This is a genomic window from uncultured Candidatus Kuenenia sp. (genome assembly GCF_900696675.1).
GTDB classification, from domain to species: domain Bacteria; phylum Planctomycetota; class Brocadiia; order Brocadiales; family Brocadiaceae; genus Kuenenia; species Kuenenia stuttgartiensis_A.
The window spans coordinates 1-24,792 of sequence record NZ_CAADGZ010000021.1 but is presented as its reverse complement, the minus strand read 5'-3'; the positions used below and the strand labels follow the sequence as shown (position 1 = coordinate 24,792).

Sequence of the window (24,792 nt, the reverse complement as noted above, 5' to 3'; positions counted from 1 at the left end):
AAAAAATGCGTGATCAGCAGTTTTTTTTACCCTCAAACTCAATACGTAAAAACTTACTGCCCTTTATGTAAATAATTTACATAAAAACAACAAACCAAAATCCAGCACTCAGAGTTCCAAAAAAATCAAAGAAATGGAAAATTCTTTAGGGCCAGAACCATGTGTTCGATACTTTGCATTGCGGATTGGAGATAATGCAGCCAAATGTTTTAATGAAAAGCGGAAAGGTTTCGACGATAGCGATGGTGGAAAAAATAATCCCGCAAAAACAGCTTTTCCTTTAAAAATATCCGCAAAATATTCTCAGCATAGTTAAAAATACCCGGTTTCTGCGAATACGCATTATAGGTTCTTTCGTTCTCAATTATTGCCGGCTAGTTACTCACGAAACAAGGCTTCTTTTGGCGGTAAGGATGCCACTGTAGGCAAGATTAAAAATTCAACTCTCCTGTTTTCCTTTTTTCCAGCCGGAGTAGTGTTTGGTGCTATAGGACGGTTAGGTCCGAAACCAGCAATATGTATCCTTTGCTCCGGAATGTTTCCTTTTTTTGTTAAAAAATGAAAGACACTTAACGCGCGAGCAGCGGATAAATGATGGTTAGAATCCCACAAGTGTTTTGTTTTTATAATGGGGTCGCTGTCGGTGTGCCCGTCTATTCGCAGGGAACTGGCAGGATTTTCCTCTAAAAACCTTGCCATTTTTCTTAAGGCATCCTCTCCATGCGCCTTAATGGTTGCCATTCCGGAATCAAACAGAATCATTTCCGGGAAAAGGATTACAGGCCCTTCAAAGGTATCCCGAACAGAAACACCACCGCCAATTGATTCTGCCAGTTTTCGGAGCTTTTCCATTTCTTCTTCGCTGGCTTTGATTTTCTCTGACATTGATGTAAGCTGATTCCTGTATCTGGCGATTTCATCTGACTGATCCCTTATTGTAATTGCTTGCCGCCTGTTCAAAACCCTCAGTTCGTCCAATTCGGCACAACCCGCCATTCCAACAAATACCGCTAAAAGGAAAAACTTTACAAACTTCCTGTATTTAGACATATTTTTTCTCCCCCGGGTTTAGTTTGAGCAAAATTAAGGATAGCAAGTACGTAACTGCCAAAAACAATAAAGGTAGACTATAACATCAGATATTATTGTTTTCAAGGGTTTTTTCCGCGAGTCATGGCAACGCCAAAGCATCTACAAGCCTTATAAACACGCTGTGAAAACAGGATACGTTGCGGCAGGTTCGTTTTTTTACGAATACGCGCAGAGTGCATTCACAGGCTATTTATAAACATTTTCAGGATCAAATACCTTTTCTTCCACAACCTGAATACTATTTGTCTGTGGAATATATTCCCTGTAATAACAACTCTTATAGCCTGCATGGCATGCCGCTACATGTTGCTCCACCATAAAAACCAGAGAGTTGCCTTCGCAGTCGAAGTATATTCTTTTAACGGACTGAATATGCCCGGATGTTTCTCCTTTCAGCATTAACCGATTTTGAGAACGGCGAAACACGTGGATCTTCCCAGTTTCAATGGTTTTTACCACGGCGTCTTTATTCATATAACATAGCGTAAGCGCTTTTCCGTCAGTAGCATCTGCTATGACTGCGGGGATAAGTCCCTTTTCATTAAAGTGTAATTTTTCCAGCAATTGCATAATGTTTTTAACACCTCCTTCTTTTTGGAATATAATACCTTATCAGTAATTTCTTTGCACACTTCCATTCGTCAGTGCGTGCTTTTTGGCAAAATATTTAATGGTAAAATACGAAATACGAAACAAATCCTAATGATAAAGCATAAAATTCAAAACACACCTAACAACACGACGCACGAAATACGAAAGAGGTTGTAATAATTTAGTATTTTGAAAATTTCCAACAATGTAGTGCGACTAACCTCGTCGCGCTACAAATGGCAATTTCCAGTTGTCATTAGAATTTGTTTCGTATTTCGTGTTTCGTGCCTTTTGCTTGTTTGATTATGGCTATGCCAGCTTGGGTTATTTTTTAATTTCAGCCCGACATTTTACTATGATGCTGTATTATGGAGTACAGTCTCAGTGCGGTATTTTCCGGATTATCCGATTTCAGTATGCTTGATACAACGGCAATGCCGTTTGCCCCGCTTTCCATAACACTTTCTGCATTATCTACAGTAATGCCGCCCAGCGCAATTACGGGGATTCTGATTTTTTCTTTTAATTTCCTGAGCGATTCTGTGCCTGTTGGTTCTACTACCCCTTCTTTAGAAGGCGTCTTGAATATAGGGCCGTAGGTTATATAATCCGCACCGGAATCCCGCGCCTGCAGGGCCTCCTGCATATTATGTGCGGATATGCCAATTATTCTTTCAAAACCAATGAGATTTCTTACTCTGCTAACCGGCATGGACTGCCATCCCAAATGAACACCATCCGCATTTGCCGCAAGAACAATATCAACCCTGTCATTAATAATCAAACTTGCATTAAGACCATGCGTTATCGTTCTTAGTTCGCATGCCAGGGAATAAATATCTTTGGTTGGCAAGTCTTTTTCTCTCAGTTGTATTGTGTTAACGCCACCTTTTAGCGCTAGTTTTACAGCGTTGATTAATGGCAGCCGGCTCTGCTTTCTGTCCGTGATCAACACGAAAGCGGGCGAGTATGCCGATTGTTTTCTCTGAAGAGGCATGTTTTGTAATAGCGGTATTGTTTTATACGTGCAGCGTTGGTATCAATTTTTTATCAATACGCTGGCTATTTTGTTTTAAAATGGGTGAAACTACCTGTGTTATAAACTCTTCCACTTGCTGTACGGATCTTCCGGTAAGCCTGTGAGGGTCAGAAATCTCCCCCATCTTTGCCCGTATTCTGAAAAAGGCAGGGTCTTCTGCGATTCTTTCCAGCAGGTCGTTTTCGACGCCCTCTTTTTTCATCCTCTCTGCGGATGCTATTGCGTGTTTTCGAATCCTTTCGTGATACTCCTGTCGGTCACCTCCGGCGTTTACTATTTCCATAAGTATATTTTCCGTGATCATAAAAGGCAATTCATTTTGAAGATTGCCGGCAATAACCTGTGGATAGATGTTCAATCCTGCAGCAACGTTTAGCACAATATTTAAGATGCCGTCAACTGCAAGAAATGCCTCCGGGATTGAAATTCGCTTATTGGCAGAATCGTCCAATGTCCTTTCAAACCATTGTGAAGCCGCGGTAAATGCCGGGTTTAAGCAGTTACAAAGAACATAACGAGCAAGAGCCGCTATTCGTTCACAGCGCATGGGATTTCTTTTGTACGCCATTGCGGAAGACCCAACCTGGTCTTTCTCAAACGGTTCTTCCGCTTCCTTCATATGCTGCAACAACCGGATATCATTGGAAAATTTGTATGATGATTGTGCAATGCCTGCCAGGCAAAACATTATCTGACTATCAATTTTGCGCGGGTAAGTTTGCCCCGTCACCGGGTAAAAGCGGTCGAATCCCATTTTTTTTGTTACAAGTTCGTCTAGTTTCCTGACCTTTTCGGTATCATTATTAAAAAGCAACATAAAACTTGCTTGCGTACCGGTCGTTCCCTTTGCGCCAAGAAAACGCAGTTTCTCAACCCTGGTTTCAATCTCTTCGATATCGAAAAGGTAATCCTGCAGCCACAGGCAAAAACGTTTTCCCAGAGTTGTTGGCTGTGCAGATTGGAAATGGGTAAAACTTAAAGCCGCAACTTCTTTATAGGCTATTGCCTGGTCAGAGAGGATTTTTATTATATTAATTAGTTTTGCAAGGAGAAGGTTTAGTGCGTCCCTCATTTGGATCAGGTCTGTGTTGTCCTGTACATAAGCACTCGTCGCACCAAGGTGGATAATGGGCTTTGCCGCAGGACACTGTTCTCCGTATGCGTGAATGTGAGACATTACGTCGTGTCGCAGGGTCTTTTCGTATTCTCTTGCCATCTCAAAATTAATGGTATCCTGAAAACGTTTCATTTCACTGATTTGCGCTTCTGTAACAGTCTGCAATCCTAGTTCATGCTGTGCTTCGGCGAGCGCTATCCAGAGTTTTCTCCACGTGCTGAACTTGTAATGGTCTGAGAAGATATAGCACATCTCTTTACTTGCATACCTTTCAGAAAGAGGAGATTGATATTGCTTATAGCGGCTATCTGTTGTCATAAAAATGTCACGCAAATTAGTTATTTGAGAAGTGTGAGTATTTTTTCTTCATTGATATCATTTCCCGAAAGTTACCCGGCAGGCAGTTGCTCCGAAGTTTAGTAGCTATCGTATTACCTGGTAAAAACGTATTTTCCTGCAAGTATTTGCCACCTCTTTATCCCTCTTCCTTGTCAGGGAGAAAAAAGGAGAGGTTATCTTTGGTTGTGGGCTTACGTGGATTACATGCGCTATCAATAGGACGTTATTTTAGCGTCCATGATAATGAATGATTATGAAAATGCAATTTATTAAAATAAAAAAAGGCGTTGCATGTTTGCACGCAACGCCTTTTCCTTCATGTTAACTATGTCAATTAATGCTTATGAGTTGATGCTCCGGCACCTTCTTTCTCTTCCGGTACTTCTCCAATTATCGCATTTGTAGTAAGCAGTAAGGCGGCGATACTTGCTCCATTTTTTAGAGCAACTTTTATAACCTTTGTTGCATCAACAACGCCTATTTCGACCATGTCTGCAAATTTACCCTGAAAGGCATCGTATCCAAAGTTCCCCGTACCTTCCTTTACCTTTTGCAGTATAACCTCTCCTTCCAGTCCGGCATTTTTTGCAATTTGTTTGATAGGCGCTTCAATAGCAGCGCGAACGATGTTTACTCCAATCTGTTCGTCACCTTTCACAGAGAGCCCATCTAAAACGCTGGACGCCCTTATTAACCCTACGCCACCCCCGGGCAAAATACCTTCTTCCGCTGCGGCTCTGGTGGCATGCATTGCATCTTCTACCCTCGATTTTTTCTCCTTCATTTCTGCTTCCGTTGCGGCGCCTACATTGATTTGTGCGATACCGCCGGAGAGTTTTGCCAGTCTTTCCTGCAGTTTTTCCTTGTCGTAATCGGAGGTTGTTGTTTCTATTTCTGCCTTTATCTGAGAAATTCTGCTCTGTATCTCTTTTGTATCTCCCCCGCCCTCTGTGATGGTGGTATTTTCCTTGTCAATAACCACTTTTTTTGCAGTGCCTAGATCGGCAAGTTCTATGCTGGAAAGCGGTATTCCCAAATCTTCAAAAATTGCCCTTGCGCCGACAAGTGCCGCAATGTCTCCCATCATCGCCTTTCTTCTATCGCCAAAGCCGGGCGCTTTCACTGCAGCAGAATGAAAGGTTCCGCGGAGCTTGTTTACTACGAGCGTACTAAGCGCTTCTCCTTCAACGTCTTCTGCTATTACTAATAACGGCTTACCGGACTTGGCAATCTTTTCTAATAATGGCACCAGTTCTTTTATATTCGATATCTTCTTTTCGTGTATTAAGATATAAGGGTTTTCAAATACTACCTCCATTGTGTCGGGCGATGTGACAAAATAGGGGGAGAGATATCCCCTGTCGAATTGCATGCCCTCGACAAGCTTTACCGTTGTTTCCAGGCTTTTACCTTCCTCGACGGTTATAACGCCATCTTTCCCCACCTTTTCCATGGCATCGGCTATTTGATTGCCAATTTCGCTGTCATTATTTGCGGCAATTGTCGCTATTTGAGATATCTCTTTCCTTCCTGAAATCTTGATACTCATCCGGGAAAGTTCATTACACAGGGCGTCAACAGATTTTTCAATGCCATGTTTAACGTCAACAGGATTTGCGCCCGCAGTGATATTTTTTAAACCTTCTTCAAAAATAGCTTCCGCCAGAATAGTGGCGGTAGAAGTGCCATCTCCTACCATGTCATTTGTTTTTGAAGCAGCTTCTCTTACCAGTTTTGCACCCATGTCTTCGTATGGGTCTTCCAGCTCTACTTCTTTTGCAACGGTAACGCCATCGTTGATTACCACTGGCGACCCGAAACTTTTTTCAATAATAACATTCCTGCCTTTAGGACCCAACGTAACCTTGACGGCATGCGCCAGTTTTCTGACTCCTTGTCTCACCGATTCCATGGCTTCATGCCCGTAAATAATCTTTTTTGCTGCCATTTCTTCCTCCCTAAAATTAATCAATCACTGCAAGGATATCATCCTCTGACATTAATAAATATTCATCGCCATCAATCTTTACTTCCGTGCTGCCATATGAATTAAACAACACCTTATCGCCATTTTTCACCTGGAAGCGTGCCCGTTCACCATTTTCTAGCAGTTTACCGTCTCCCAAAGCGATTACTGTTCCCTGCTTCGGTTTTTCTTTTGCCGTTTCCGGCAGTAAGATTCCTCCGGCGGTCTTTCCTTCCGCTTCAAGGCGTTTTAATAAGATTTTTTCTCCCAAAGGTTTTACATTCATAACTTAGATCTCCTCTCGCTTAAAATTATCCCTAAAAAAATAGAATAGTGCTTTTTGTCTGTTTTAATGCGTGAAATGGTGCTACTAAAAAATTATTTCCAGTAGTATTTCTCTATAACCTGTTCTACGGAGTCCCTGAAGATATTAACATTGATGGGCTTCGGTATCAGTGTATAAGCGTTAGCGTTAATAAGATTTATCTGCAGTTCTTTTGATATATCTCCCGAGATAAATATACAGGGAATGGAAATGCTTATTTCCTTCTTAATGATATTAAATGTCTCCAGGCCGCTATAGTCGGGAAGATGTGCGTCTAAAATCAACACATGCAATTCTTCAGACCGGGCTATTTTTATCGCTTCTCTGCCACAACTTGCAAGGTAAGTGGTGTAGCCTTTTAGTTCCAGTATTTCCCGCAAACTATCGCGGCACGATTTATCATCGTCCGTAATAAGAAGCGAAAAACTATCTGCATCAGGATGATATAATGCCACCATGACCCTATTATCCTCTTAAAATATTTTTTAAAGAATAGATAGCAAGACGGTTACGCAAATATTATGCCTCAATCTCGGAATAAGGTTGTTCGCTGTTTTCACAGGCTGAAATGTTGCGTGTTTTGGGTTTATTTGTTTGATTAACTATGGTGCAGCATAATCATATCATTTATTAGATAGGGCACTTATACGTATGTTGTTATTTTAGAGTTGGTAATATTTTATAAAAAAATGATTAAACTCGTCAATAATTTTCATTATTGTCATTTTGACATTTTTACTGATGAGAAATTATTATTGCTGTCACTATGGCAGTGGTATTTTCCGGACTCTCGGTAAAGATCTTTTTTGTTTAGGCGTAAAGAGAAATGTTCTGGAAAATAATTGGCCTCAACGCATTGACAAATCACAAATTGTATCATTGTGAATTTACGACTTAAAAGTATTTTTGTGTAGATTTTTAAACAAACGAATGTTATTGATGTATTTTGTAAAGCAAGAGCATGGTAGAAGGTCAATTTTTCACTGTGCGAAAATTATTTTTGTAGAATTTTAGGTTGTAATTTTACTATTACTCATATGATTCACGCTGCATTTAATGCATTTTTAGATGCAGATACAATAAACCATGGCTGAGCATTTATTTGTAATATCGATAATCTTGTATGCGATAGGCGCCCTGTTTGCCTTATGTTTTTTCAAGTGGCAAGCGGTGGGGAATTATATTTCGCTTATTTGTGCAGCTATTGCTTCCTGCTTTAGCATTGTCCTGTCTATCTCTGTGTTGATTAACGGCCTAATAATACATTTTGATTTCTTAATATACCATGCCATTATAAGATACAATTTTTTATTAGACCCTCTATCCTCATTTTTTATGCTTGTCATATCTGTCATTGGTTTTGTAGCCTCGATCTATTCGATGGGATATACCAAATTATACGTAAATAAACGCGATACCCGGTTTCTGGGATTTGCCTATAATCTCCTTCTTGTATCTATGCTTCTGGTGGTAACTGCCAATAACGCATTAGTATTTATGATAGTGTGGGAGCTTATGACATTGGTCTCCTTTTTCCTCGTCATCTTTGAACATGAGAATCCTACCAACAGAAAAGCAGGTTATGTCTATCTCGTGATGTCTCACATTGGCGCAGGGCTTATAGCTGTAGCCTTTTTTATCATGTTTGCCTATGCAGGTGAGACATTTACATTCAGCTTTGACGATTTCAGGCATATTGGTGCGCATATGCCCCCTATATACAAAAATATTGTATTCTTTTTAATAATTATTGGTTTTGGAATAAAGGCAGGCATCTTCCCCCTCCATCTTTGGCTTCCTATGGCACATCCTGCAGCGCCGAGTAACGTCTCGATGGTCATGTCGGGCGTGATGATCAAAACGGCTATCTATGGCTTTATACGATTTTATTTCGAATTTCTAACGCCTTGTCCGCCCTGGTGGGGGTTTATCGTTCTTGTCGCGGGCGCTTCTTCTGCTATTTTGGGAATACTCTACGCCCTTATGGAAAGGGACATCAAAACGTTGCTTGCTTACAGCAGTGTGGAAAATATCGGCATCATCCTTATAGGGATCGGATTGTCGATGATTTTTAAGTCCTACAATCTCATGACATTGTCTGCCCTTGCTATGATGGCAGGACTTTATCACCTGATTAATCATGCAGTATTTAAGTGTCTGCTCTTTGGTTGTGCGGGAAATATCTATTATTCAACCCACACAAAAAACATTGAAGAATTAGGCGGCCTGATTAAACGGCTGCGGGTTACTGCCCCATTATTTCTTGTGGGCGCCTTGTCCATTTCTGCTATCCCGCCGCTGAATGGATTTATGAGTGAGTGGCTTATATTCCAATCCCTACTGAATGGCTTTTACATCCCATCGGTGTTTTTCAAAGTAATGACGGTTATTTGTGGGGCAATTGTTGCCTTGACCGGGGCACTAGTGGCTATGTGTTTTGTCAAGGCCTTTGGGGTTTCATTTCTTGCCCTGCCACGTTCTGAGCATACGCGAAAGGCAAAGGAGGTTCCCCTGGTTATGCTTGTAAGTATGGGCATTTTGGCCTCGATGTGTGTGTTTATGGGTCTTTTCCCGGCAACGATTATGGCAACCATTAATCAGGTAAATACACATCTGCTGGGCACAAATATTATAAATATTATTACTTCATATGATTGGTTGCAAACAAAGTCAATCCATACTAATTTTACAGATTTATCTCCAAAAAGCGCGCCGATATTTGGCTTAATCCTTTTAGTGATCACCTTCGGGTTTTTGACCATGTTAAGGCCGGGCTTCACAAAGAGGATCTATGAGACATGGACTTGTGGCATAACACCGGAGCCCAGGTTTGGTTATACGGCAACGGCCTTCACAAAACCGTTCAAGGTCATCTTTGGTAATCTGTACAGACCCCGGTTTGAGATTAGCACAACATATTCAGTCCCTAAATATTTCGCTAAATCTATAACCTATCTTGGCGAGATAACGCCTATATTCGAAAAATATTTTTATAATCCTGTTTCCAGCTATGTTTTAAATATATCAAATAAGATACGGTGGGTGCATACCGGGAGTATTCATGTGTACCTTGCCTATATATTTGTAACATTGTTGATTGCCATATTGTCTGTTATATACTGATATAAAAGCAATAGAACAGATAATAGATAATTGTCGCCATGATTACAAGCAATCTGTCCAAAGAAGGACATCCAAGCCGTATTCGGATAAACAAGGATTCAGAAGATGGTAAAACAGCATGTATCCTTACAGATTCCATAATAATGACTGATAATCTTGCAACTGTGAGATTCATAGAGATTGAAAAAGCTATCGGGGAGATTGCCCGGTTGGATACCGCGGATAGGGCATTAAATGTGACATTCGGTCTTAACAAAGATATATAGTAACAATGATTACAAACATTATACTTACCACCCTGCAAATTCTCGTTATTGCAGGACTAGCGCCACTCGTTAAAGGGTTTATCAATAAGATGGAGGGATATTGGCAGTGCAGGAGGGGTCCCAGCATGTTTCAGCCTTATTATAACCTCATCAAACTGCTCCAAAAGGATGTCGTGGTTTCAGAAACGGCCTCGTGGATTTTCAGCGCGACTCCTTATGTAGTGTTTGTTTCGATCCTGGTAATAGCATTGTTAATACCTGTTTTGTCCGCACAGGTTCCGCTGGATTTCACTGGCGACATTATCCTGATTGTATACCTGTTTGCCCTGGGGAGATTTTTCCTGGCATTATCTTCCCTTGATACCGGGAGCGCCTTTGGGGGAATGGGCGGGAGCAGGGAGATGACAATATCTTCCATGGCAGAACCGGCCATGATGCTTTCTATATTTACGGTTTCCTTAACGGCTGGCTCCACGAATCTCAGCAGTATCACCGGTACGTTGCTTAATTACAAATCATTGAATCCGTCTCTCCTTTTGGCATTTGCAGCACTTGCCATCGTTATTGTTTCAGAAACAGGAAGGATTCCGGTCGATAATCCGTTTACCCATCTGGAATTGACAATGATTCATGAGGGCATGATACTTGAATTCTCAGGGCGTTATCTGGCCCTGATAGAATGGGCGTCTTCTATGAAACTACTGTTGTTACTGACTATCTTAGTGAATACCTTCTTACCCTGGGGGATTGCTACTGACCTTACCTTCCCGGGAATGATTATTTCTTTTGCATGGTATCTTGTTAAGATCGGATTTTTTGCCTTTGCAATCGTTATCCTGGAATTGTCATTTTCGAAGCTCCGATTATTCCGCATACCGAACCTGTTGGGAACATCATTTGTTTTGTCTGTCTTGGCGATTATTTCATTTTATGTGGTGAGTTAATTATCATGAAACAACACATCATCGTAAATTCCCAGATTATTGATGTACTGGCAGTTTTAATGCTCATGACAACAATTATACTCATCGGCACGAGTCGTTTAAAGACCTGTATATGGGCAAGTGCCATTCGGTCTTTTCTCCTGACATTGACCAGCGGTCTTATAGCCTATTTGTCCGGTATCCATCACATTTATATTACTACGGGTATCTCACTGGTACTTAAGGTTTTTGTCATCCCTGGATTTCTTTTTTACATCGTTGACAAGGTCAGGATTAAAAAAGAAGTAGAGTCTTATATTAGTTATACGCTATCGCTGCTGATCTCTTGCGGTATCATTCTTATTGCATACTATGCAACCTTACCTATCATCCAATTTGAAAATGTCTTTATGCGGCATTGCCTGCCCGTTTCACTCGCTATTACCCTTTTGGGATTCTTTGCAATGATAACGAGGAAGAAGGCCATTACCCAGATACTTGGACTTATTACCATGGAAGATGGTCTTTTTTTTGCTGCCTTATCTACCTCTTACGGCATGCCACTCATCGTAGAATTGGGGGTGTTTTTCGATATCCTCGTGAGTGTTATCATTATGGGAGTTTATGTTTACAGAATCAAAGAATCCTTCGATTCCATTGATGTAGGCTTCTTCAGGGAACTCCGGGAATAATATGATAATACTCTTACTTTTAATCATCCCCGTAATAACCGCCATTGCGTGCGTTTTTATAAAGACACACAGCATATCAAAATATGTCAGCATTGCAGGCAGTTTTCTCGTTTTACTCTATAGCATATTTCTTAACTACAATATTTATCTGCATCAGTCGCTCTATGGGCTAAATGAATTCTTTTATATGGATGCCCTGAGTATCCTTACCACCCAGATTATTACCATTGTTGGTTTTGCAGCGGCATTATACTCGGTTGGCTATATGGAAGAAGAAGTTCGCGAAGGTGTGGTTACGGAAAAGAAGCTACGCTTGTATTACTTCCTTTTTCATATGTTTATCTTCTCCATGTTATTGGTATGCGTAACAAATAACCTGGGGATCATGTGGGTAGCAATTGAAGCGACTACGTTGTCTACTACATTTTTGGTAGGCTTTTATAATAAAAAACAGCATCAGGAAGCGGCATGGAAGTATATCGTCATTTGTACTGTGGGGATTACGTTGGCATTGTTTGGCGTTATACTCACCTATTATTCATCAAAAAGCGTATTTGGAGAAATTGGGCATATGCTGAACTGGACGAGCCTGCTTACCGTAGCGGACAGGTTTGATCCTCATCTCATAAAACTGGCATTCATTTTTATCCTAATCGGATATGGTACAAAGGCTGGTCTTGCCCCAATGCACACATGGCTGCCTGATGCACATAGCCAGGCGCCTTCGCCTATTAGCGCCCTGTTTTCCGGTGTACTGCTAAATTGTTCCCTGTATGGCATCATCCGATACCACATCATTACCTCTAAATGTGTAGGCCCGCATTATTCATGTACACTCCTCATGGTGTTTGGCCTTATTTCCGTCATTGCTTCAATACCTTTTATCCTGGTGCAAAGGGATTATAAACGCCTGTTCGCCTATAGCAGTATAGAGCATATTGGTTTTATTACGCTTGGAATAGGTTTTGGTGGAATGTATAGTGTTTACGGCGCAGAGCTGCATACCTTCAACCACGCCGTAGCAAAATCCCTATTGTTTTTTTGTGCTGGCAATCTGTTTTTGAAATACAAGACAAGGGATATGGACAGTATTAAAGGGGTTATTAAGACTACGCCGGTTACCGGTGTCTTTTTGATAATTGCTGTCTTTGCCATCACAGGCACACCGCCGTTTGGTATATTTGTTAGCGAGTTCCTGGTGCTTGCAGACGGCTTTTCAAGTGGAAATGTATTTATCATTATATTCAGTTCATTGCTTGTTGTATGCATTACCCTCATTTTTATTGGATTCATAAACAATATATTCAAGATGGTTTTGGGTGAACCCACAACATCTGTTCCCAAGGGTGAGGTGAGTAAGCTTACCATTGCGTCCATGGGCTTTCTTTTGATTTTCGTACTGGTTGTCAGCTTCTATGTACCGCCATTCCTGCGCGAAATACTGACTAATATTTATAATATTGTAAGGAATGTATGATGAGTACCAACAGGCAACTTCATATTGATAAACTGTCCGGTCAATTTAAAGGGAATATTACTATTAGCAGAAGTTTCCTTGAAAACGAGATATATGTCTCAACGAAAAAGGAAAATCTTTTAAATGTATGTCTGTATATTAAAGATATTTTCAATGCCGTGCTTTCTTCCATGATTTGTAACGATGAGAGAACTCTGGATAAGCACTTTAAAATTTACTACGTCTTTTCTCTTCAGAGAGAAGACACATTCTTAATTGTCACTATACCGGTCAGTGAACAGCAGCCGGAATTTCCGTCGATTACACCCCAAATACCTGCCGCTCATTGGTATGAACGGGAGATTAAGGACATGTTTGGTCTTATCCCCGTAGGACACCCAAGACCCGAGACACTGGTATTACACGGCAATTTCCCTGAAAATACTTATCCATTGCGGAAGGACTTTGATATTCAAACCCGAATACCTCACCTCGAATCAAAGCTGCCGTTTTTCAGGGTAGAAGGAGAAGGTGTTTTTGAAATACCCGTAGGACCCATTCACGCGGGTGTCATTGAACCTGGGCATTTCAGGTTTAGCGCTGTAGGTGATAGTATATTTTATCTTGATGCAAAATTATTTTTCACACACAAGGGCACAGAGAAAATTTTCGAAACAATGCCATATACGAAGGCATTATTTCTTGCGGAGAGGATTTGCGGCGTTTGTGCCGCTTCGCACGCAACAGGCTATTGCCAGGCTATAGAGAAGGTGGCAGAGATCGAAATACCGCCACGCGCAAGATTTATTCGAACCATTATCATGGAATTGGAAAGGATCTATAATCATATCGGCGATGTGGGAAATATATGCGCAGGCACTGCCTTTCTTCTGGGGATTGCGCATGGATTCAGGATACGCGAGTATTTACAGCAACTCAATGAAACCATTACGGGGAATCGATATTTAAGAGGTATGCTCGCCATCGGCGGGGTACGGTTTGATATCAACGACGATCTGGAAAAACATATTTTATCATTACTCAATCATGTTAAAAAGGACTTCAAAGATCTTACCAAAATGATGTTTAAATCCTCCTCTTTATTAGACAGGCTTGAAACTACAGGAAGACTTTCCGAGGAGATTGCACGGGGGTTGGGGGTCGTTGGCGTTGCGGCAAGGGCATCCGGCATTGTTCAGGACACCAGGGTTAATCACCCTTACGCTGCTTACGAAGAGGTGGATTTTGATATCCCTGTTTTCCATTACGAAGGCGATGTACTTGCAAGGATACGCGTCAGGGTCGATGAGGTGTATCAGTCGATCTATATTATCGAGCAATGTTTTGAAAAGATGAGGCCAGGCCCTCTGAAAACCCCGATTAAGGAACTACCGCCTTACAAACAAGCCTTGAGTTATGTGGAATCACCTCGGGGTGAGAATATTTACTGGATCATGACGGCTCCTGGCAATAAATTGTTCAGGTATAAAGTAAGGTCGCCTTCTTTCTGTAACTGGCCGGCAATTCCTTTTGCAGTCCCTGGCAACATTGTGCCTGATTTTCCATTGATTAACAAGAGTTTCGAGTTATGTTATTCCTGTACTGATTTGTAAAGAATTATTTGTTACAAAGACTCAAATCCATTTTCTCACTTTTTTGTACTACTATCCATCAACTTCTTGTTTTTTATGCTAGTTTTTCAAAATGCATAACCGTAAGGCATTGATTAGATGAGGATTACGTAAAGTTTGGAGCATTGGGTTTTTTGTCATTTGAATTTGTTTCGTATTTCGATATTCGTATTTTGAATTTGGTTGCGGCCAAAGGCCGCGCCAAGCATTTCGTGGGCGAACATAAAATGTTTACAAAATTTCAGAAAAGTTTTCAAACTGGTATAGCAACCTCGGGATATCCATGGAAAAAAGAACCTGCTCCTTTGCATTTCCGGGGCAGGATTGAGATAGATAGCGAAAAATGTAAGGCATGTAACGTCTGCGTGGAGACATGTCCAACAAATGCTTATACATGGATAGAAGAACAGGGAAAACGATATCTGCAACTCTCTCACGCAAAATGCGTATTTTGCGGCATGTGCGAGGAAGTATGCCCTTACAAAGCTATCAGGATTACGAATGATTTTGAGCTTGCGGCAACAAATAAGGAAGACCTTTTAGTTAAGGCAGGGTTTAATACTGAAGAATCCGTTGAAACATTAGGTAATAAACTCAAAAAAAACATATTTAAAATGTTCAGACGCTCATTGCATGTACGGGAGATTGATGCCGGTTCTTGCAACGGATGCGAATGGGAGGTCGTTGCTTTATTAAATCCTGTGCATGACCTCCAAAGGTTCGGAATTGACATTGTTGCCTCTCCGCGCCACGCAGACTGCCTGCTTGTGACGGGACCTCCGACAAGGAATCTGGAAACCGCCCTCATCAAGGGGTATCATGCCACCCCGGAACCAAAGATGGTCATAGCCTTGGGTACGTGTGCGTGTAGCGGCGGTATTTTCAGTAATTCCTACGCCACTAAAAACGGGATCGACAAAGTCGTTCCCGTAGATGTTTATATTCCTGGCTGTCCTCCAAGACCACAGGCTATTATATACGGATTTCTGTTGGCGTTAGAGAGGGTACAAAAGTGAGTATCTCAGGCTAACGGCTTTTTTTGTCAATCATGGGACTACGTCAAAGATATAGCCAAACAAATTACTGATAAGGTGCTAAATCTTGCAATGCAACGCAAAAGCCTATGAACAAACGGCCAGACAGACAGATTTGCTCCGATAAATATGGACAAGGCCAGGCATTATTTCCCCGCTCCCTTAATGATACTGTGTACCCGTTTTCTTCCGGGTTCGATGGCACTTTTTAAATAACAACAAAAGATACAGGAAATATTAAACACTATGAATTTTTCTCTTCCCTACAAAAAAATTTCTTCTCTACTGGAGTTAATTAAATTTTCACACACTATTTTTTCCTTCCCTTTTGCCATAATGAGTGCATTTATTGCTGCCGGCGGGATGCCTACTTTGAGGCAATTACTTCTGATTGCCGGGGCGTTGGCGATGGCGCGCAGCGCCGCAATGTCTTTTAACCGCATTGTTGATGTTGATTACGATATCAAAAATCCCCGAACGGCATATCGTGTTGAATTGCAGAAGAAAATTGGCAAAAAAAACGTATGGATATTTACGCTGGTATGTACGGGCCTTTTTATTCTATTTGCGGGGCTGCTTAGTCGTCTTGCCCTTTACATGTCTCCACTGGCAATACTTATTATTTTTGGTTATTCTTTTACCAAACGGTTTACCAATCTATCGCATTTTGTGCTTGGTCTGGCATTAGCTCTTTCCCCTGTAGGGGCATGGATAGGAATTCAGGGGAGATTCGGCATTACACCTTTCCTGCTGGCATTTGCCGTGGTTTTATGGACGGCAGGTTTCGACATTATTTACGCGTGCCAGGATATTGAGCATGATAAAAAATTGGACTTGTATTCACTGCCAAAAAAAATCGGGCTTCGATGGGCACTGGTACTCTCCGGTATTTTACATTTTTTTATGGTCTTACTGTTGTTTATCGTTCCCAGATACTCAGACCTGGGGATTATTTATTTGATAGGCGTATGCCTCGCCGCTGTTTTGCTTTTTTATGAACATTTACTGGTAAAACCAAAAGACCTTTCAAAAATCAACACGGCCTTTTTTACCGTAAATGGCATTATAAGCCTGGGGCTTATGGGGGTAACGCTCATTGATATTTTTGCTTAAGAGGGTTTCGGGGTATCGCGGGCAAAAAATAATGTTTGTCCATGCTTAATGAGATATCCGGCACGCTTGCAACTTCAGGCTTTCAATTTTAAGCCCATAATTAATATCGTGACCACGATAGGAAACGGCTAATTTTTTATATTCCGTTGCTGCAGGAGTTTTCCCCTGCCGCCCCATTGGTACCAAGTGGATTATTGAGCAAAGCGCACAACAAAACAATGGCAAAATAGTTTTTGCCTATGCAAAAATCGGGAATAAATCCGATATAGGTCGTTAAGCGACAAGGAGTGGTTATGTCTGAACTCAAAGATCCACGGGTTTTTTTTGCGGCAGAAAGGACATTGTTAGCATGGAGTAGAACCAGTATTGTCATGATCGCATCTGGTTTTGGGATAGAGCGAGCCAGTGTCCTTATACAGGCGGTTACCCATGGAAGAACGACTGCCGATAAAACCGGGGTGGTATTCTGGGTGGGGCTTGCCTTTATTGCATTGGGTACGTTTGCCGCTTTTTGCTCTTCCCGTCAGTACATCGTTGTTCTTAAAACGCTCACACCCGAAGAGTACCCAATGGGCTATGGGACAAAATGCGGGCTTGCGATAAACACTATCGTAGCAGTTCTGGGTATATGTCTGGGCATCGCCGTTTATGTGGGACATGTTTCGTAAAATTCCTGAACGCCAAATAATTCTTTCAAGTTAAATCTTTCAGTTTGTGGAATTTAAAATGCTTGGTGTAAATACAAAACTGTTGATTTTATTTATTGTTCTTGTGGCAATGCTGGTTTTGTTCGTATGGAACCGATGGCGCTATGATATAGTTGCGCTGGTTGCCCTGCTGGTTGTTGCGGTTGCAGGACTCGTACCGCCTAGCCAGGTGTTTGCTGGTTTTGGGCACCCTGCAGTCATTACTGTGGCAGCAGTCCTGGTGCTCAGTCGCGGCTTGCTCAATGCCGGCGTGGTGGATTCACTTGCACGCCAATTGACGCGTGTGGGTAACCAGCCCATGATCCAGGTGGCAACCCTTACAGGGATTGTAGCCCTGTGTTCCGGATTTATGAACAACGTAGGCGCTTTGGCGCTACTCATGCCAGTTGCCATATGGATGTCGCGCCGGGGCGGTCGTTCACCTTCATTCCTGCTTATGCCACTTGCCTTCGGGTCGTTGTTTGGAGGTACGCTCACATTGATCGGTACTCCTCCAAATATTATCATTGCCGCGTATCGCGAACAATCTGGCGCATTGCCATTCGGCATGTTTGACTTTATTCCGGTAGGTGCAGCCATAACGATGTGCGGCCTCTTCTTTATTTCAATCATCGGCTGGCGACTGACGCCACAGCGCAAGGAACAGGATTCTGCCGAGGATCTGTTCGAGATCAGCAGTTACCTGACCGAGCTTATTGTTCCGGAAGGCTGCAAATTTGCAGGCCGGACGCTATACGATCTGATTGCGGCTGTCAGGAATGACGCCGATGTTGTGGTAATAGGCCTGGTTCGCACAGGACGAAGACAGCAGATGCCATCAACATATGAAGTCATAAAGGAAAATGACATACTGCTGGTCGAAGCCGATTCAGACAGCCTCAAGACGTTGATTGATGTTACCGGACTTAAGCTCGCTGAAGCCAGCGGTAATGAGGATAAAGAAAAGGCCCGCGAGGGTGGGCCTAATCTGGTTGAGGCTACGGTTGCCCCCGGATCAATGCTCGCCGGAAAAACGGCGAGGAGTCTCGATTTGCGAGAGCGTTATGGCATCAATGTACTTGCAGTTGCACGTCAGGGGCGCCGCCTGAGGGAGCGGCTAGGCAAGATTCGTTTTGTCACCGGAGATATCCTGTTGATACAGGGACGCGAAGAATCTCTTCCGTCCACGCTGAACGACCTGGGATGCCTGCCACTTGCATCGCGTGGATTGCGTATCGGCAAACCGCGTAACGTTCTCCTGGCAATCTGCATCTTTGCCGTCTCGCTGGCATTGATCGCCTGTAAACTCCTTCCTGCGGCTACCGCACTGGCTGGAGGCGCAGCCGCCATGGTGCTTGCCGGACTCATTTCTCCTGGAGAAATCTACAAAAGCATTGATATGTCAATCATCCTGTTGCTGGCGGCAATGCTGCCCATAGGCCATGCATTGGAAAGTACAGGCGGTTCCCAGTTAATTGCTTACAAATTACTGGCAGTAGGCCGTTCCGCATCGCCGGCAATGACGCTCGTTATCCTGATGACGGCTACGATGCTTCTGTCTAATTTGGTCAACAATGCTGCTGCCGCAATTCTGGCAGCACCGATAGCGATTAATCTTGCGAAGGGTATGGAGTTATCTGTCGACCCTTTCCTGATGGCAGTAGCCATAGGGTCTTCCTGTGCATTTCTTACCCCGATTGGACACCAATCTAACACTCTTGTGATGGCGCCTGGAGGATACAAGTTTGGCGACTACTGGCGGATGGGGCTGCCCCTGTCTGTACTGGTCGTGGCAACCGCTGTCCCTGTGATCCTTTGGATATGGCCACTGTAGTTGTCATTTGTCCGAGAAATCGCCAGCTTGGGTATGAATACATTTATAACAATTTATGGCAAATGCTTCGCCCCGACATCAACCTTACCCTCAGATGAATCACCCGAAGGGTTTTCATGATTTCAATTCAACATGCAATGGGGATTCGATAAAGATATTTATGAATCTGTTCCGGGTAAAAAACCTTATGGTCTGGACGGTCATAATGCCAGTCATGTTTGTCCGGAACATGATTTTCATGATATGGCCATTTGCGAAAGGGATCAAAGCCTAACGCAGCAAGAAGTTTTTTATTACTCATGGCGACATTCCCTGCCCGGGGAGGCATAGGTCCCGCTTCTATGCGCATACACCCTTTCAGCAAGCGGGGAGAATAGCCTCCCACCTTATTGACTATCTGTCCAATTTGATAGAGGCTGAGGTAACGATGAGAGCCAAGGTGGTATATTCCGCATATTTTGTTCTCTAAAGCAATTTCTGCAATGCTATTAAAATCTTCGCAATAAAAAGGAGACCGGATTTCATCGTAATATAACGTTGCCGGATTATTTTTTTTAAAACGTGACAATATCCAGTCTATTGCTCCAGCATGCCCATTAACACTAATTCCCATGGGGAGCGATATCCTGAAAATCACCGCAGAAGGGTATTCGTGCGCTATAATTTCTTCTGCCATAACCATGGTTTTCCCATATACCGTGACAGGAGAAACGGCGTCACTTTCCGTGTAACAGCCCGATGATTTCCCAGGAAATACTAAATCGGTGGAAAGAAATAGAAGACGAATGGTACGGTCTCCGATTATCTTTAGTATGTTCTTCGCCGATTGAACATTCACCCGGTACGCCATTTCAGGATTCAACTCGCAGGATTTCAATGCACATGACCCAGCCGCATGCAGTATAGAATTAAACTTCCACGTCTTCATTAAGGCAGCAAGTCCTTGTACATCTTCTATGTCAAGCGGAATTATTCCCTCCCCGCGCAATGGCCAATATCGGGTGGGACGAATTGCAACTACATGCTCAGGATATTGAGAATGAAAATGCCGAAATGCATTGTAACCTGGAACGCCATTTACCCCGGTAATTAAAATAGGAAGATACGCTGGTAATGTCATAACCTAAATTATCTTTAAGAAAGAGTGTTGTTTTTTCAGTAAGTCTAAATAAAAAAGGGAAACAGATAATCAATTATCCATTTCCCTTTTAATGTAGATCATATTTTGTCTCTAAACACACATTAAAGCGTTACTTCAGCCTTTTTAAGGTGTGTTCCGCTCTGGAAATCAATGTGCTGACTTCGGAGAGCGACATGGTCGGAGAAGATATCCTTTCGCGGAGTAATGTAAACGTCTTGTCAAGTTCTCCCGTTAGATTCAGATCCCACTGTGTTTGGCTTGCCGTGCGTGTTTCTACCGGCGCTGAAGATGTTTCTTCACCGCTTTTCAACCTTGCCAACTCCGCTTCCAACTCCTGAATAATTTTCTTCTTTTCCTCAACTTCTATATCAGAAATCTTCTTTGCTTCAGTATAGTAAATAAGCTGGTTTTTTACCTCTTCCTGTCCGCGCTTTATATCGTCTATCTGCAACTTAAATTTCTCTTCGGTGGCACTGTGCATTTCCTGAAGGGCGGCAATCTGTCCCGCAAGATCCTCGCTGTTCTTTTCCGCCTCAGATACCTTTTGTTGCTGCTCCTTTATTACGGTTTCTAGTCCTGCAATCTGAATTCCAACCGCGGCCTTCACTGCACCAAAAGACCCCACCTCAACCTCTAGTTCGCTAAGCTTTTCGGACAACTCTTCTTTTTCTTCTGAACATTCCGCAAAAGTACCCTCTATTTCCTTCTTAGATGCCTCAACCTTATCTAATTTTTGCATCAAATCGGGAACTTTTAATACCTCCGTACGCCCTGCCCGAAGCTGTCTCTCAAGACCGTGTACTCTTTCCTTCTGCAGCCGGTACTTTTCAGTGACAGAAACCGCAAAGCCAACGCACAATAAACCGAAAAGCCCTACAAGCACAACCATTATCGCCTTAGATTTACTACAACTAGCCATAGAAAACCCCCTTATTCTGCATTTATTCTAAAACCCATTTGATGTTATATAAATATAAAATGATACATCTACCAGAGAAATATAGAGAAATATTAATGAATATCGCCCAATTACCCTTCTCCACGAAACGAAAAATGCGGCGAGGGTTATGCTAGCAAAATATAAAACAAGTTTCAAGTAAATTTGTCATTAAAATTTGGATGTCTGTTTTCATAATGATGTTGCTAACTAATCGAATTTCATATTGACTTTTCAGTTGTATGGCTATAAATTGAATCCTTATATCGGTTAGGGTACAACATCTTGCGTTTACAATGAAATATTCATGCTCGAATTATAAGGCTTTTCCAACGTTCCACATCAAATTCAATCGGGTGTAATTTATGGACACAAACAACTTCGTTCATCTCCATGTCCACAGTGAATACAGCCTTCTTGATGGCGCCTGCAAAATAAAAGACCTCGTTAGCAAGGCATTGCATTTTAAAATGCCTGCCCTTGCTCTTACAGACCATGGTAATATGTACGGCGCAATCGAATTTTACGAAGCCGCGCAATCCGCTGGAATAAAACCTATTATAGGTTACGAAGCATACGTTGCGCAAGGCGGTCGCCTTGACAAGGAATCAAAAAACGGGAAGGAAACACTTAGCCATATAACACTCCTGGCGGAAAACTATGAAGGATACCGAAATTTACTAAAACTTTCCACCTCTGCATATCTGGAAGGCTTTTACTACAAACCGAGAATCGATAAAGAACTATTGAAATCCCATTCAGCCGGGATTATCTGCCTTAGCGGATGCATGGCTTCTGAAATCAATCGCCACTTGTCCTTTGACCGCCATGACGATGCCATGAATCTTGCCATAGAATACCTGGAACTCTTTGGCGAAAACCATTTTTACCTTGAAATACAAAACAACAAAATCCCACTACAGGAAAAATTGGTGTCCGCGGCGTTCAAAATAGGGAAAACACTAAACATTCCCCTCGTCGCAACCAACGACGTGCATTATATGAATATCGACGACGCAGTTGCCCATGACGCATTGTTATGCATAAATACCGGCAAGCGCGTATCTGACAGACAAAGGCTTCGTTTCGATACGAACGAATTCTACTTTAAAAATTACCAGGAAATGCACGCCTTGTTTAAGGAAATACCTCACGCTCTTGAAAACACCTTGCACATTGCAGAACGCTGCGATGTAAAAATGGATTTCGGGAAGCTGCATCTCCCAAAATTTACGCCTCCCGAAGGAATAAGCAACAAGGCATATCTGAGAAAACTCTGCGAAGAAGGGGTGATAAGAAAATACGGCGCCATACTCCCCCATATCAGCGAACGACTGGACCATGAACTTAAAGTTATAGAAAAAACGGGTTTTGTCGAATATTTTTTAATTGTATGGGATTTTATTCATTATGCAAATACCCTCAACATCCCCGCAACGGGAAGAGGATCAGGGGCGGGCAGTATTGTCGCCTATGTATTGAACATCACCAACATAGACCCTATAGAAAACGATTTATTGTTTGAACGATTTTTGAATGCTGAAAGAATATCAATGCCTGATCTGGATATTGACTTCTGCGCAGAAGGCCGTGAAGAAATTATCCGGTACGTAAGGGAAAAATATGGCGGCGATAGCAACGTTGCACAGATCATTACATTCGGTACGATGAAAGCAAAGGCTGTCATCCGGGATGTTGGGCGGGTGCTTGACATTCCTCTTTCTGAAGTCGACAAGATAGCAAAACTGATTCCCAATACCCTCAATATCACCTTAGAAGAAGCCCTGGAACAGGAACCGGCTTTAAAAGCGATCTGTCAGGCCGAAAAACAGTTTAAGGAATTATTCGACATTTCAAAGAAACTGGAAGGATTATGCCGTCATGCCTCAGTACATGCGGCAGGCATCGTTATTTCCGATGAACCATTAACAGAATATGTTCCACTTGCTAAAAAAGGGGATGCCGTCACCACTCAATATTACGATGAAATACTGGTAGATAAAATAGGGTTGCTAAAGGCCGACTTCCTGGGTGTCCGGAAATTAACGGTAATAAAAAGGGCTCTTCAATTGATTCACGAAACAACAAGAGAGATTATTGATCTCGCAAAAATACCCGTAGACGACAAAGCAACCTATCAGATGCTTTCCAGCGGCAACGTAAAAGGGGTCTTTCAGGTAGAAACCAGCAAAGGGTTTAAGGAGTTACTTAAAAAACTGAAACCGGACACATTCGCTGACATCCTGCCTTTAGTGGCACTCTACCGCCCCGGACCATTACAAAGCGGCATGGTTGATTCATTCATCAACAGAAAACACGGGAAAGAGGCTGTTGAATATATCCACCCAACCCTCGAATTGATACTGAAAGAAACATACGGCGTCATTTTATACCAGGAACAGGTAATGAGGATCGCCAATCGCCTGGCAGGATTCACACTGAACGAAGCCGATAATTTGCGCAAGGCGATGGGGAAAAAAAAGCCTGAAATTATGGCAAAATTCAAGGACCAGTTTGTAAACGGAGCAATTTCAAACGACATCCCGAAAAAAACAGCGATAAAAATATTTGAACTCATGGAATTTTTCGCCGGATATGGCTTCAACAAATCCCATTCAGCGGCATATGCCGTAATTACTTACCAAACCGCTTATTTAAAAACCAATTATCCCCTACAATATATGACTGCCCAATTGAGCTGTGAAAAACAAAATACAGAAAAAATCATTGATTATATTGAAGACTGCCGCCGGATGAATATCGAAATACTCAAACCGGATGTCAATGAGAGCCTCAGCGATTTCATCATCTCTGAAGGAAATAAAATACGTTTCGGTCTTGGCTCTGTCAAGAATGCCGGCGATAAGGCAATTGAATCTATTGTTTCTGCAAGGGAAAAAGGCGGTAAATTTTCTTCAATACTGGATTTCTGCAAGAGAGTTGACCTGCGCACCGTAAACAAACAAGTCATCGAGAGCCTTGTTAAATCAGGAAGCTTCGACTCTCTGTCTGACGACAGGGCAAGACTGCTCGCCTCTCTTGACTCGGCAATGGAACTGGGAAGCGCAGTAAACAAGGGGAAGCGTAAGGGACAAAGAGCATTATTCGATATCGGAAGCGCTATGGATGTTATTGAAACAGGAAACACCGCAATAAGCAACACTACGCCATGGAACGAAAATGAAATTCGCCAGGCGGAAAAGGAAAGCCTCGGATTTTACTTCAGCTCAAGCCCGCTGAGCGAGTATGAAGAAAAAATCAAGCTATTGGCCACCAATTCTTCCTCGGAAATATCTGAACTGCCGGAGGGGACTGATGTTATTGTTGGCGGTATTATCACCGATATCAAAAAAAGCTCCACCAAAAAAGGCGACCCGATGATGTACATCACACTTGATGATATGGAAGGCGCGATCAAATGTATCGCCTTTAGCAAAGAACTGAAGGAATATGAGCCATTGGCAAAAATAGACGCCGTCGTTTTTAT

20 protein-coding genes are annotated in these 24,792 nt (G+C 42.4%); 11 read left to right on the top strand and 9 right to left on the bottom strand.

The features are described 5' to 3' along the window. Positions 1–378: 378 nt before the first annotated feature. The 7 genes from QZT26_RS05335 to QZT26_RS05305 all read right to left on the bottom strand — a co-directional run bounded on the left by QZT26_RS05335 (position 379) and on the right by QZT26_RS05305 (position 6,927). On the bottom strand, positions 379–1,050 hold the full coding sequence (locus tag QZT26_RS05335) for a flagellar motor protein MotB (RefSeq protein WP_295101110.1): 672 nt from the start codon (positions 1,048–1,050) through the stop codon (positions 379–381). A 228-nt stretch (positions 1,051–1,278) separates the two neighbouring features. Next, positions 1,279–1,662 (bottom strand): phosphoribosyl-AMP cyclohydrolase, encoded by a 384-nt coding sequence (gene hisI, locus QZT26_RS05330; RefSeq protein ID WP_099324769.1) that lies wholly within the window; start codon positions 1,660–1,662, stop codon positions 1,279–1,281. Between the two features lie 358 nt (positions 1,663–2,020). Next, complete coding sequence (gene thiE / locus QZT26_RS05325; RefSeq protein ID WP_099324770.1) at positions 2,021–2,680, bottom strand: thiamine phosphate synthase; 660 nt, start codon at positions 2,678–2,680, stop codon at positions 2,021–2,023. Positions 2,681–2,702: 22 nt separating this feature from the next. Continuing rightward, complete coding sequence (gene purB / locus QZT26_RS05320) at positions 2,703–4,157, bottom strand: adenylosuccinate lyase (RefSeq protein WP_295101107.1); 1,455 nt, start codon at positions 4,155–4,157, stop codon at positions 2,703–2,705. A gap of 355 nt (positions 4,158–4,512) precedes the next feature. After that, positions 4,513–6,126 carry a chaperonin GroEL gene (groL, locus tag QZT26_RS05315; protein ID WP_295101106.1) on the bottom strand — a complete coding sequence of 538 codons (1,614 nt, stop codon included), beginning with the start codon at positions 6,124–6,126 and terminating at the stop codon, positions 4,513–4,515. A 16-nt stretch (positions 6,127–6,142) separates the two neighbouring features. Then, positions 6,143–6,430 carry a co-chaperone GroES gene (gene groES / locus QZT26_RS05310; protein WP_099324772.1) on the bottom strand — a complete coding sequence of 96 codons (288 nt, stop codon included), beginning with the start codon at positions 6,428–6,430 and terminating at the stop codon, positions 6,143–6,145. Between the two features lie 92 nt (positions 6,431–6,522). Continuing rightward, positions 6,523–6,927, bottom strand: a complete 405-nt coding sequence (locus QZT26_RS05305) for a response regulator (RefSeq protein WP_099324773.1) — start codon at positions 6,925–6,927, stop codon at positions 6,523–6,525. 628 nt (positions 6,928–7,555) lie between these two features. On the opposite strand from QZT26_RS05305, the gene hyfB reads away from it, so the two are divergent. The 10 genes from hyfB (at position 7,556) to QZT26_RS05250 (ending at position 19,227) form a co-directional block, all read left to right on the top strand. Continuing rightward, on the top strand, positions 7,556–9,592 hold the full coding sequence (gene hyfB / locus QZT26_RS05300; protein ID WP_295101105.1) for a hydrogenase 4 subunit B: 2,037 nt from the start codon (positions 7,556–7,558) through the stop codon (positions 9,590–9,592). A 38-nt stretch (positions 9,593–9,630) separates the two neighbouring features. Further along, a complete protein-coding gene (locus QZT26_RS05295) occupies positions 9,631–9,858 on the top strand; it encodes a hypothetical protein (RefSeq protein ID WP_295101104.1) in 228 nt (75 codons plus the stop codon). Between the two features lie 5 nt (positions 9,859–9,863). Then, positions 9,864–10,802: an NADH-quinone oxidoreductase subunit H gene (locus QZT26_RS05290; protein WP_295101103.1), complete on the top strand. Its 939-nt coding sequence runs from the start codon at positions 9,864–9,866 to the stop codon at positions 10,800–10,802. Positions 10,803–10,807: 5 nt separating this feature from the next. Further along, positions 10,808–11,473, top strand: coding sequence for a hydrogenase (locus QZT26_RS05285; protein WP_099324777.1), 666 nt, complete (start codon positions 10,808–10,810; stop codon positions 11,471–11,473). Position 11,474: 1 nt separating this feature from the next. Then, positions 11,475–12,950 (top strand): hydrogenase 4 subunit F, encoded by a 1,476-nt coding sequence (locus QZT26_RS05280; RefSeq protein WP_099324778.1) that lies wholly within the window; start codon positions 11,475–11,477, stop codon positions 12,948–12,950. Beyond that, a complete protein-coding gene (locus QZT26_RS05275; RefSeq protein ID WP_295101100.1) occupies positions 12,947–14,542 on the top strand; it encodes an NADH-quinone oxidoreductase subunit C in 1,596 nt (531 codons plus the stop codon). The genes QZT26_RS05280 and QZT26_RS05275 overlap by 4 nt, the downstream gene beginning before the upstream one ends. A 245-nt stretch (positions 14,543–14,787) precedes the next feature. Continuing rightward, on the top strand, positions 14,788–15,576 hold the full coding sequence (gene nuoB / locus QZT26_RS05270; RefSeq protein ID WP_099327005.1) for an NADH-quinone oxidoreductase subunit NuoB: 789 nt from the start codon (positions 14,788–14,790) through the stop codon (positions 15,574–15,576). Positions 15,577–15,840: 264 nt separating this feature from the next. Next, positions 15,841–16,707, top strand: coding sequence for a UbiA-like polyprenyltransferase (locus QZT26_RS05265; protein WP_099324780.1), 867 nt, complete (start codon positions 15,841–15,843; stop codon positions 16,705–16,707). Between the two features lie 293 nt (positions 16,708–17,000). Then, positions 17,001–17,375: a DUF202 domain-containing protein gene (locus QZT26_RS05260; RefSeq protein WP_099324781.1), complete on the top strand. Its 375-nt coding sequence runs from the start codon at positions 17,001–17,003 to the stop codon at positions 17,373–17,375. A 58-nt stretch (positions 17,376–17,433) separates the two neighbouring features. Continuing rightward, positions 17,434–19,227: an SLC13 family permease gene (locus QZT26_RS05250; RefSeq protein WP_164994492.1), complete on the top strand. Its 1,794-nt coding sequence runs from the start codon at positions 17,434–17,436 to the stop codon at positions 19,225–19,227. A 127-nt stretch (positions 19,228–19,354) separates the two neighbouring features. Here QZT26_RS05250 and QZT26_RS05245 read toward each other — a convergent pair whose 3' ends face one another. Further along, entirely contained in the window at positions 19,355–20,347 is a 993-nt protein-coding gene (locus QZT26_RS05245) for a sugar nucleotide-binding protein (RefSeq protein ID WP_099324782.1), read from the bottom strand. Positions 20,348–20,477: 130 nt separating this feature from the next. Further along, the gene (locus QZT26_RS05240) at positions 20,478–21,287 is read right to left on the bottom strand and encodes a hypothetical protein (RefSeq protein WP_157820447.1); all 810 of its coding nucleotides are present in this window, start codon (positions 21,285–21,287) and stop codon (positions 20,478–20,480) included. Between the two features lie 383 nt (positions 21,288–21,670). Between QZT26_RS05240 and QZT26_RS05235 the strand changes: the two genes are divergently transcribed. Next, on the top strand, positions 21,671–24,792 hold a 3,122-nt coding region (locus tag QZT26_RS05235; protein ID WP_295101097.1), incomplete at its 3' end, for a DNA polymerase III subunit alpha.

Excerpts from the sequence above, each read along its gene's own strand:
- QZT26_RS05335 (WP_295101110.1), bottom strand. The coding sequence starts at position 1,050 with ATGTCTAAATACAGGAAGTTTGTAAAGTTTTTCCTTTTAGCGGTATTT.
- hisI (WP_099324769.1), bottom strand. The coding sequence starts at position 1,662 with ATGCAATTGCTGGAAAAATTACACTTTAATGAAAAGGGACTTATCCCC.
- thiE (WP_099324770.1), bottom strand. The coding sequence starts at position 2,680 with ATGCCTCTTCAGAGAAAACAATCGGCATACTCGCCCGCTTTCGTGTTG.
- purB (WP_295101107.1), bottom strand. The coding sequence starts at position 4,157 with ATGACAACAGATAGCCGCTATAAGCAATATCAATCTCCTCTTTCTGAA.
- groL (WP_295101106.1), bottom strand. The coding sequence starts at position 6,126 with ATGGCAGCAAAAAAGATTATTTACGGGCATGAAGCCATGGAATCGGTG.
- groES (WP_099324772.1), bottom strand. The coding sequence starts at position 6,430 with ATGAATGTAAAACCTTTGGGAGAAAAAATCTTATTAAAACGCCTTGAA.
- QZT26_RS05305 (WP_099324773.1), bottom strand. The coding sequence starts at position 6,927 with ATGGTGGCATTATATCATCCTGATGCAGATAGTTTTTCGCTTCTTATT.
- hyfB (WP_295101105.1), top strand. The coding sequence starts at position 7,556 with ATGGCTGAGCATTTATTTGTAATATCGATAATCTTGTATGCGATAGGC.
- QZT26_RS05295 (WP_295101104.1), top strand. The coding sequence starts at position 9,631 with ATGATTACAAGCAATCTGTCCAAAGAAGGACATCCAAGCCGTATTCGG.
- QZT26_RS05290 (WP_295101103.1), top strand. The coding sequence starts at position 9,864 with ATGATTACAAACATTATACTTACCACCCTGCAAATTCTCGTTATTGCA.
- QZT26_RS05285 (WP_099324777.1), top strand. The coding sequence starts at position 10,808 with ATGAAACAACACATCATCGTAAATTCCCAGATTATTGATGTACTGGCA.
- QZT26_RS05280 (WP_099324778.1), top strand. The coding sequence starts at position 11,475 with ATGATAATACTCTTACTTTTAATCATCCCCGTAATAACCGCCATTGCG.
- QZT26_RS05275 (WP_295101100.1), top strand. The coding sequence starts at position 12,947 with ATGATGAGTACCAACAGGCAACTTCATATTGATAAACTGTCCGGTCAA.
- nuoB (WP_099327005.1), top strand. The coding sequence starts at position 14,788 with ATGTTTACAAAATTTCAGAAAAGTTTTCAAACTGGTATAGCAACCTCG.
- QZT26_RS05265 (WP_099324780.1), top strand. The coding sequence starts at position 15,841 with ATGAATTTTTCTCTTCCCTACAAAAAAATTTCTTCTCTACTGGAGTTA.
- QZT26_RS05260 (WP_099324781.1), top strand. The coding sequence starts at position 17,001 with ATGTCTGAACTCAAAGATCCACGGGTTTTTTTTGCGGCAGAAAGGACA.
- QZT26_RS05250 (WP_164994492.1), top strand. The coding sequence starts at position 17,434 with ATGCTTGGTGTAAATACAAAACTGTTGATTTTATTTATTGTTCTTGTG.
- QZT26_RS05245 (WP_099324782.1), bottom strand. The coding sequence starts at position 20,347 with ATGACATTACCAGCGTATCTTCCTATTTTAATTACCGGGGTAAATGGC.
- QZT26_RS05240 (WP_157820447.1), bottom strand. The coding sequence starts at position 21,287 with ATGGCTAGTTGTAGTAAATCTAAGGCGATAATGGTTGTGCTTGTAGGG.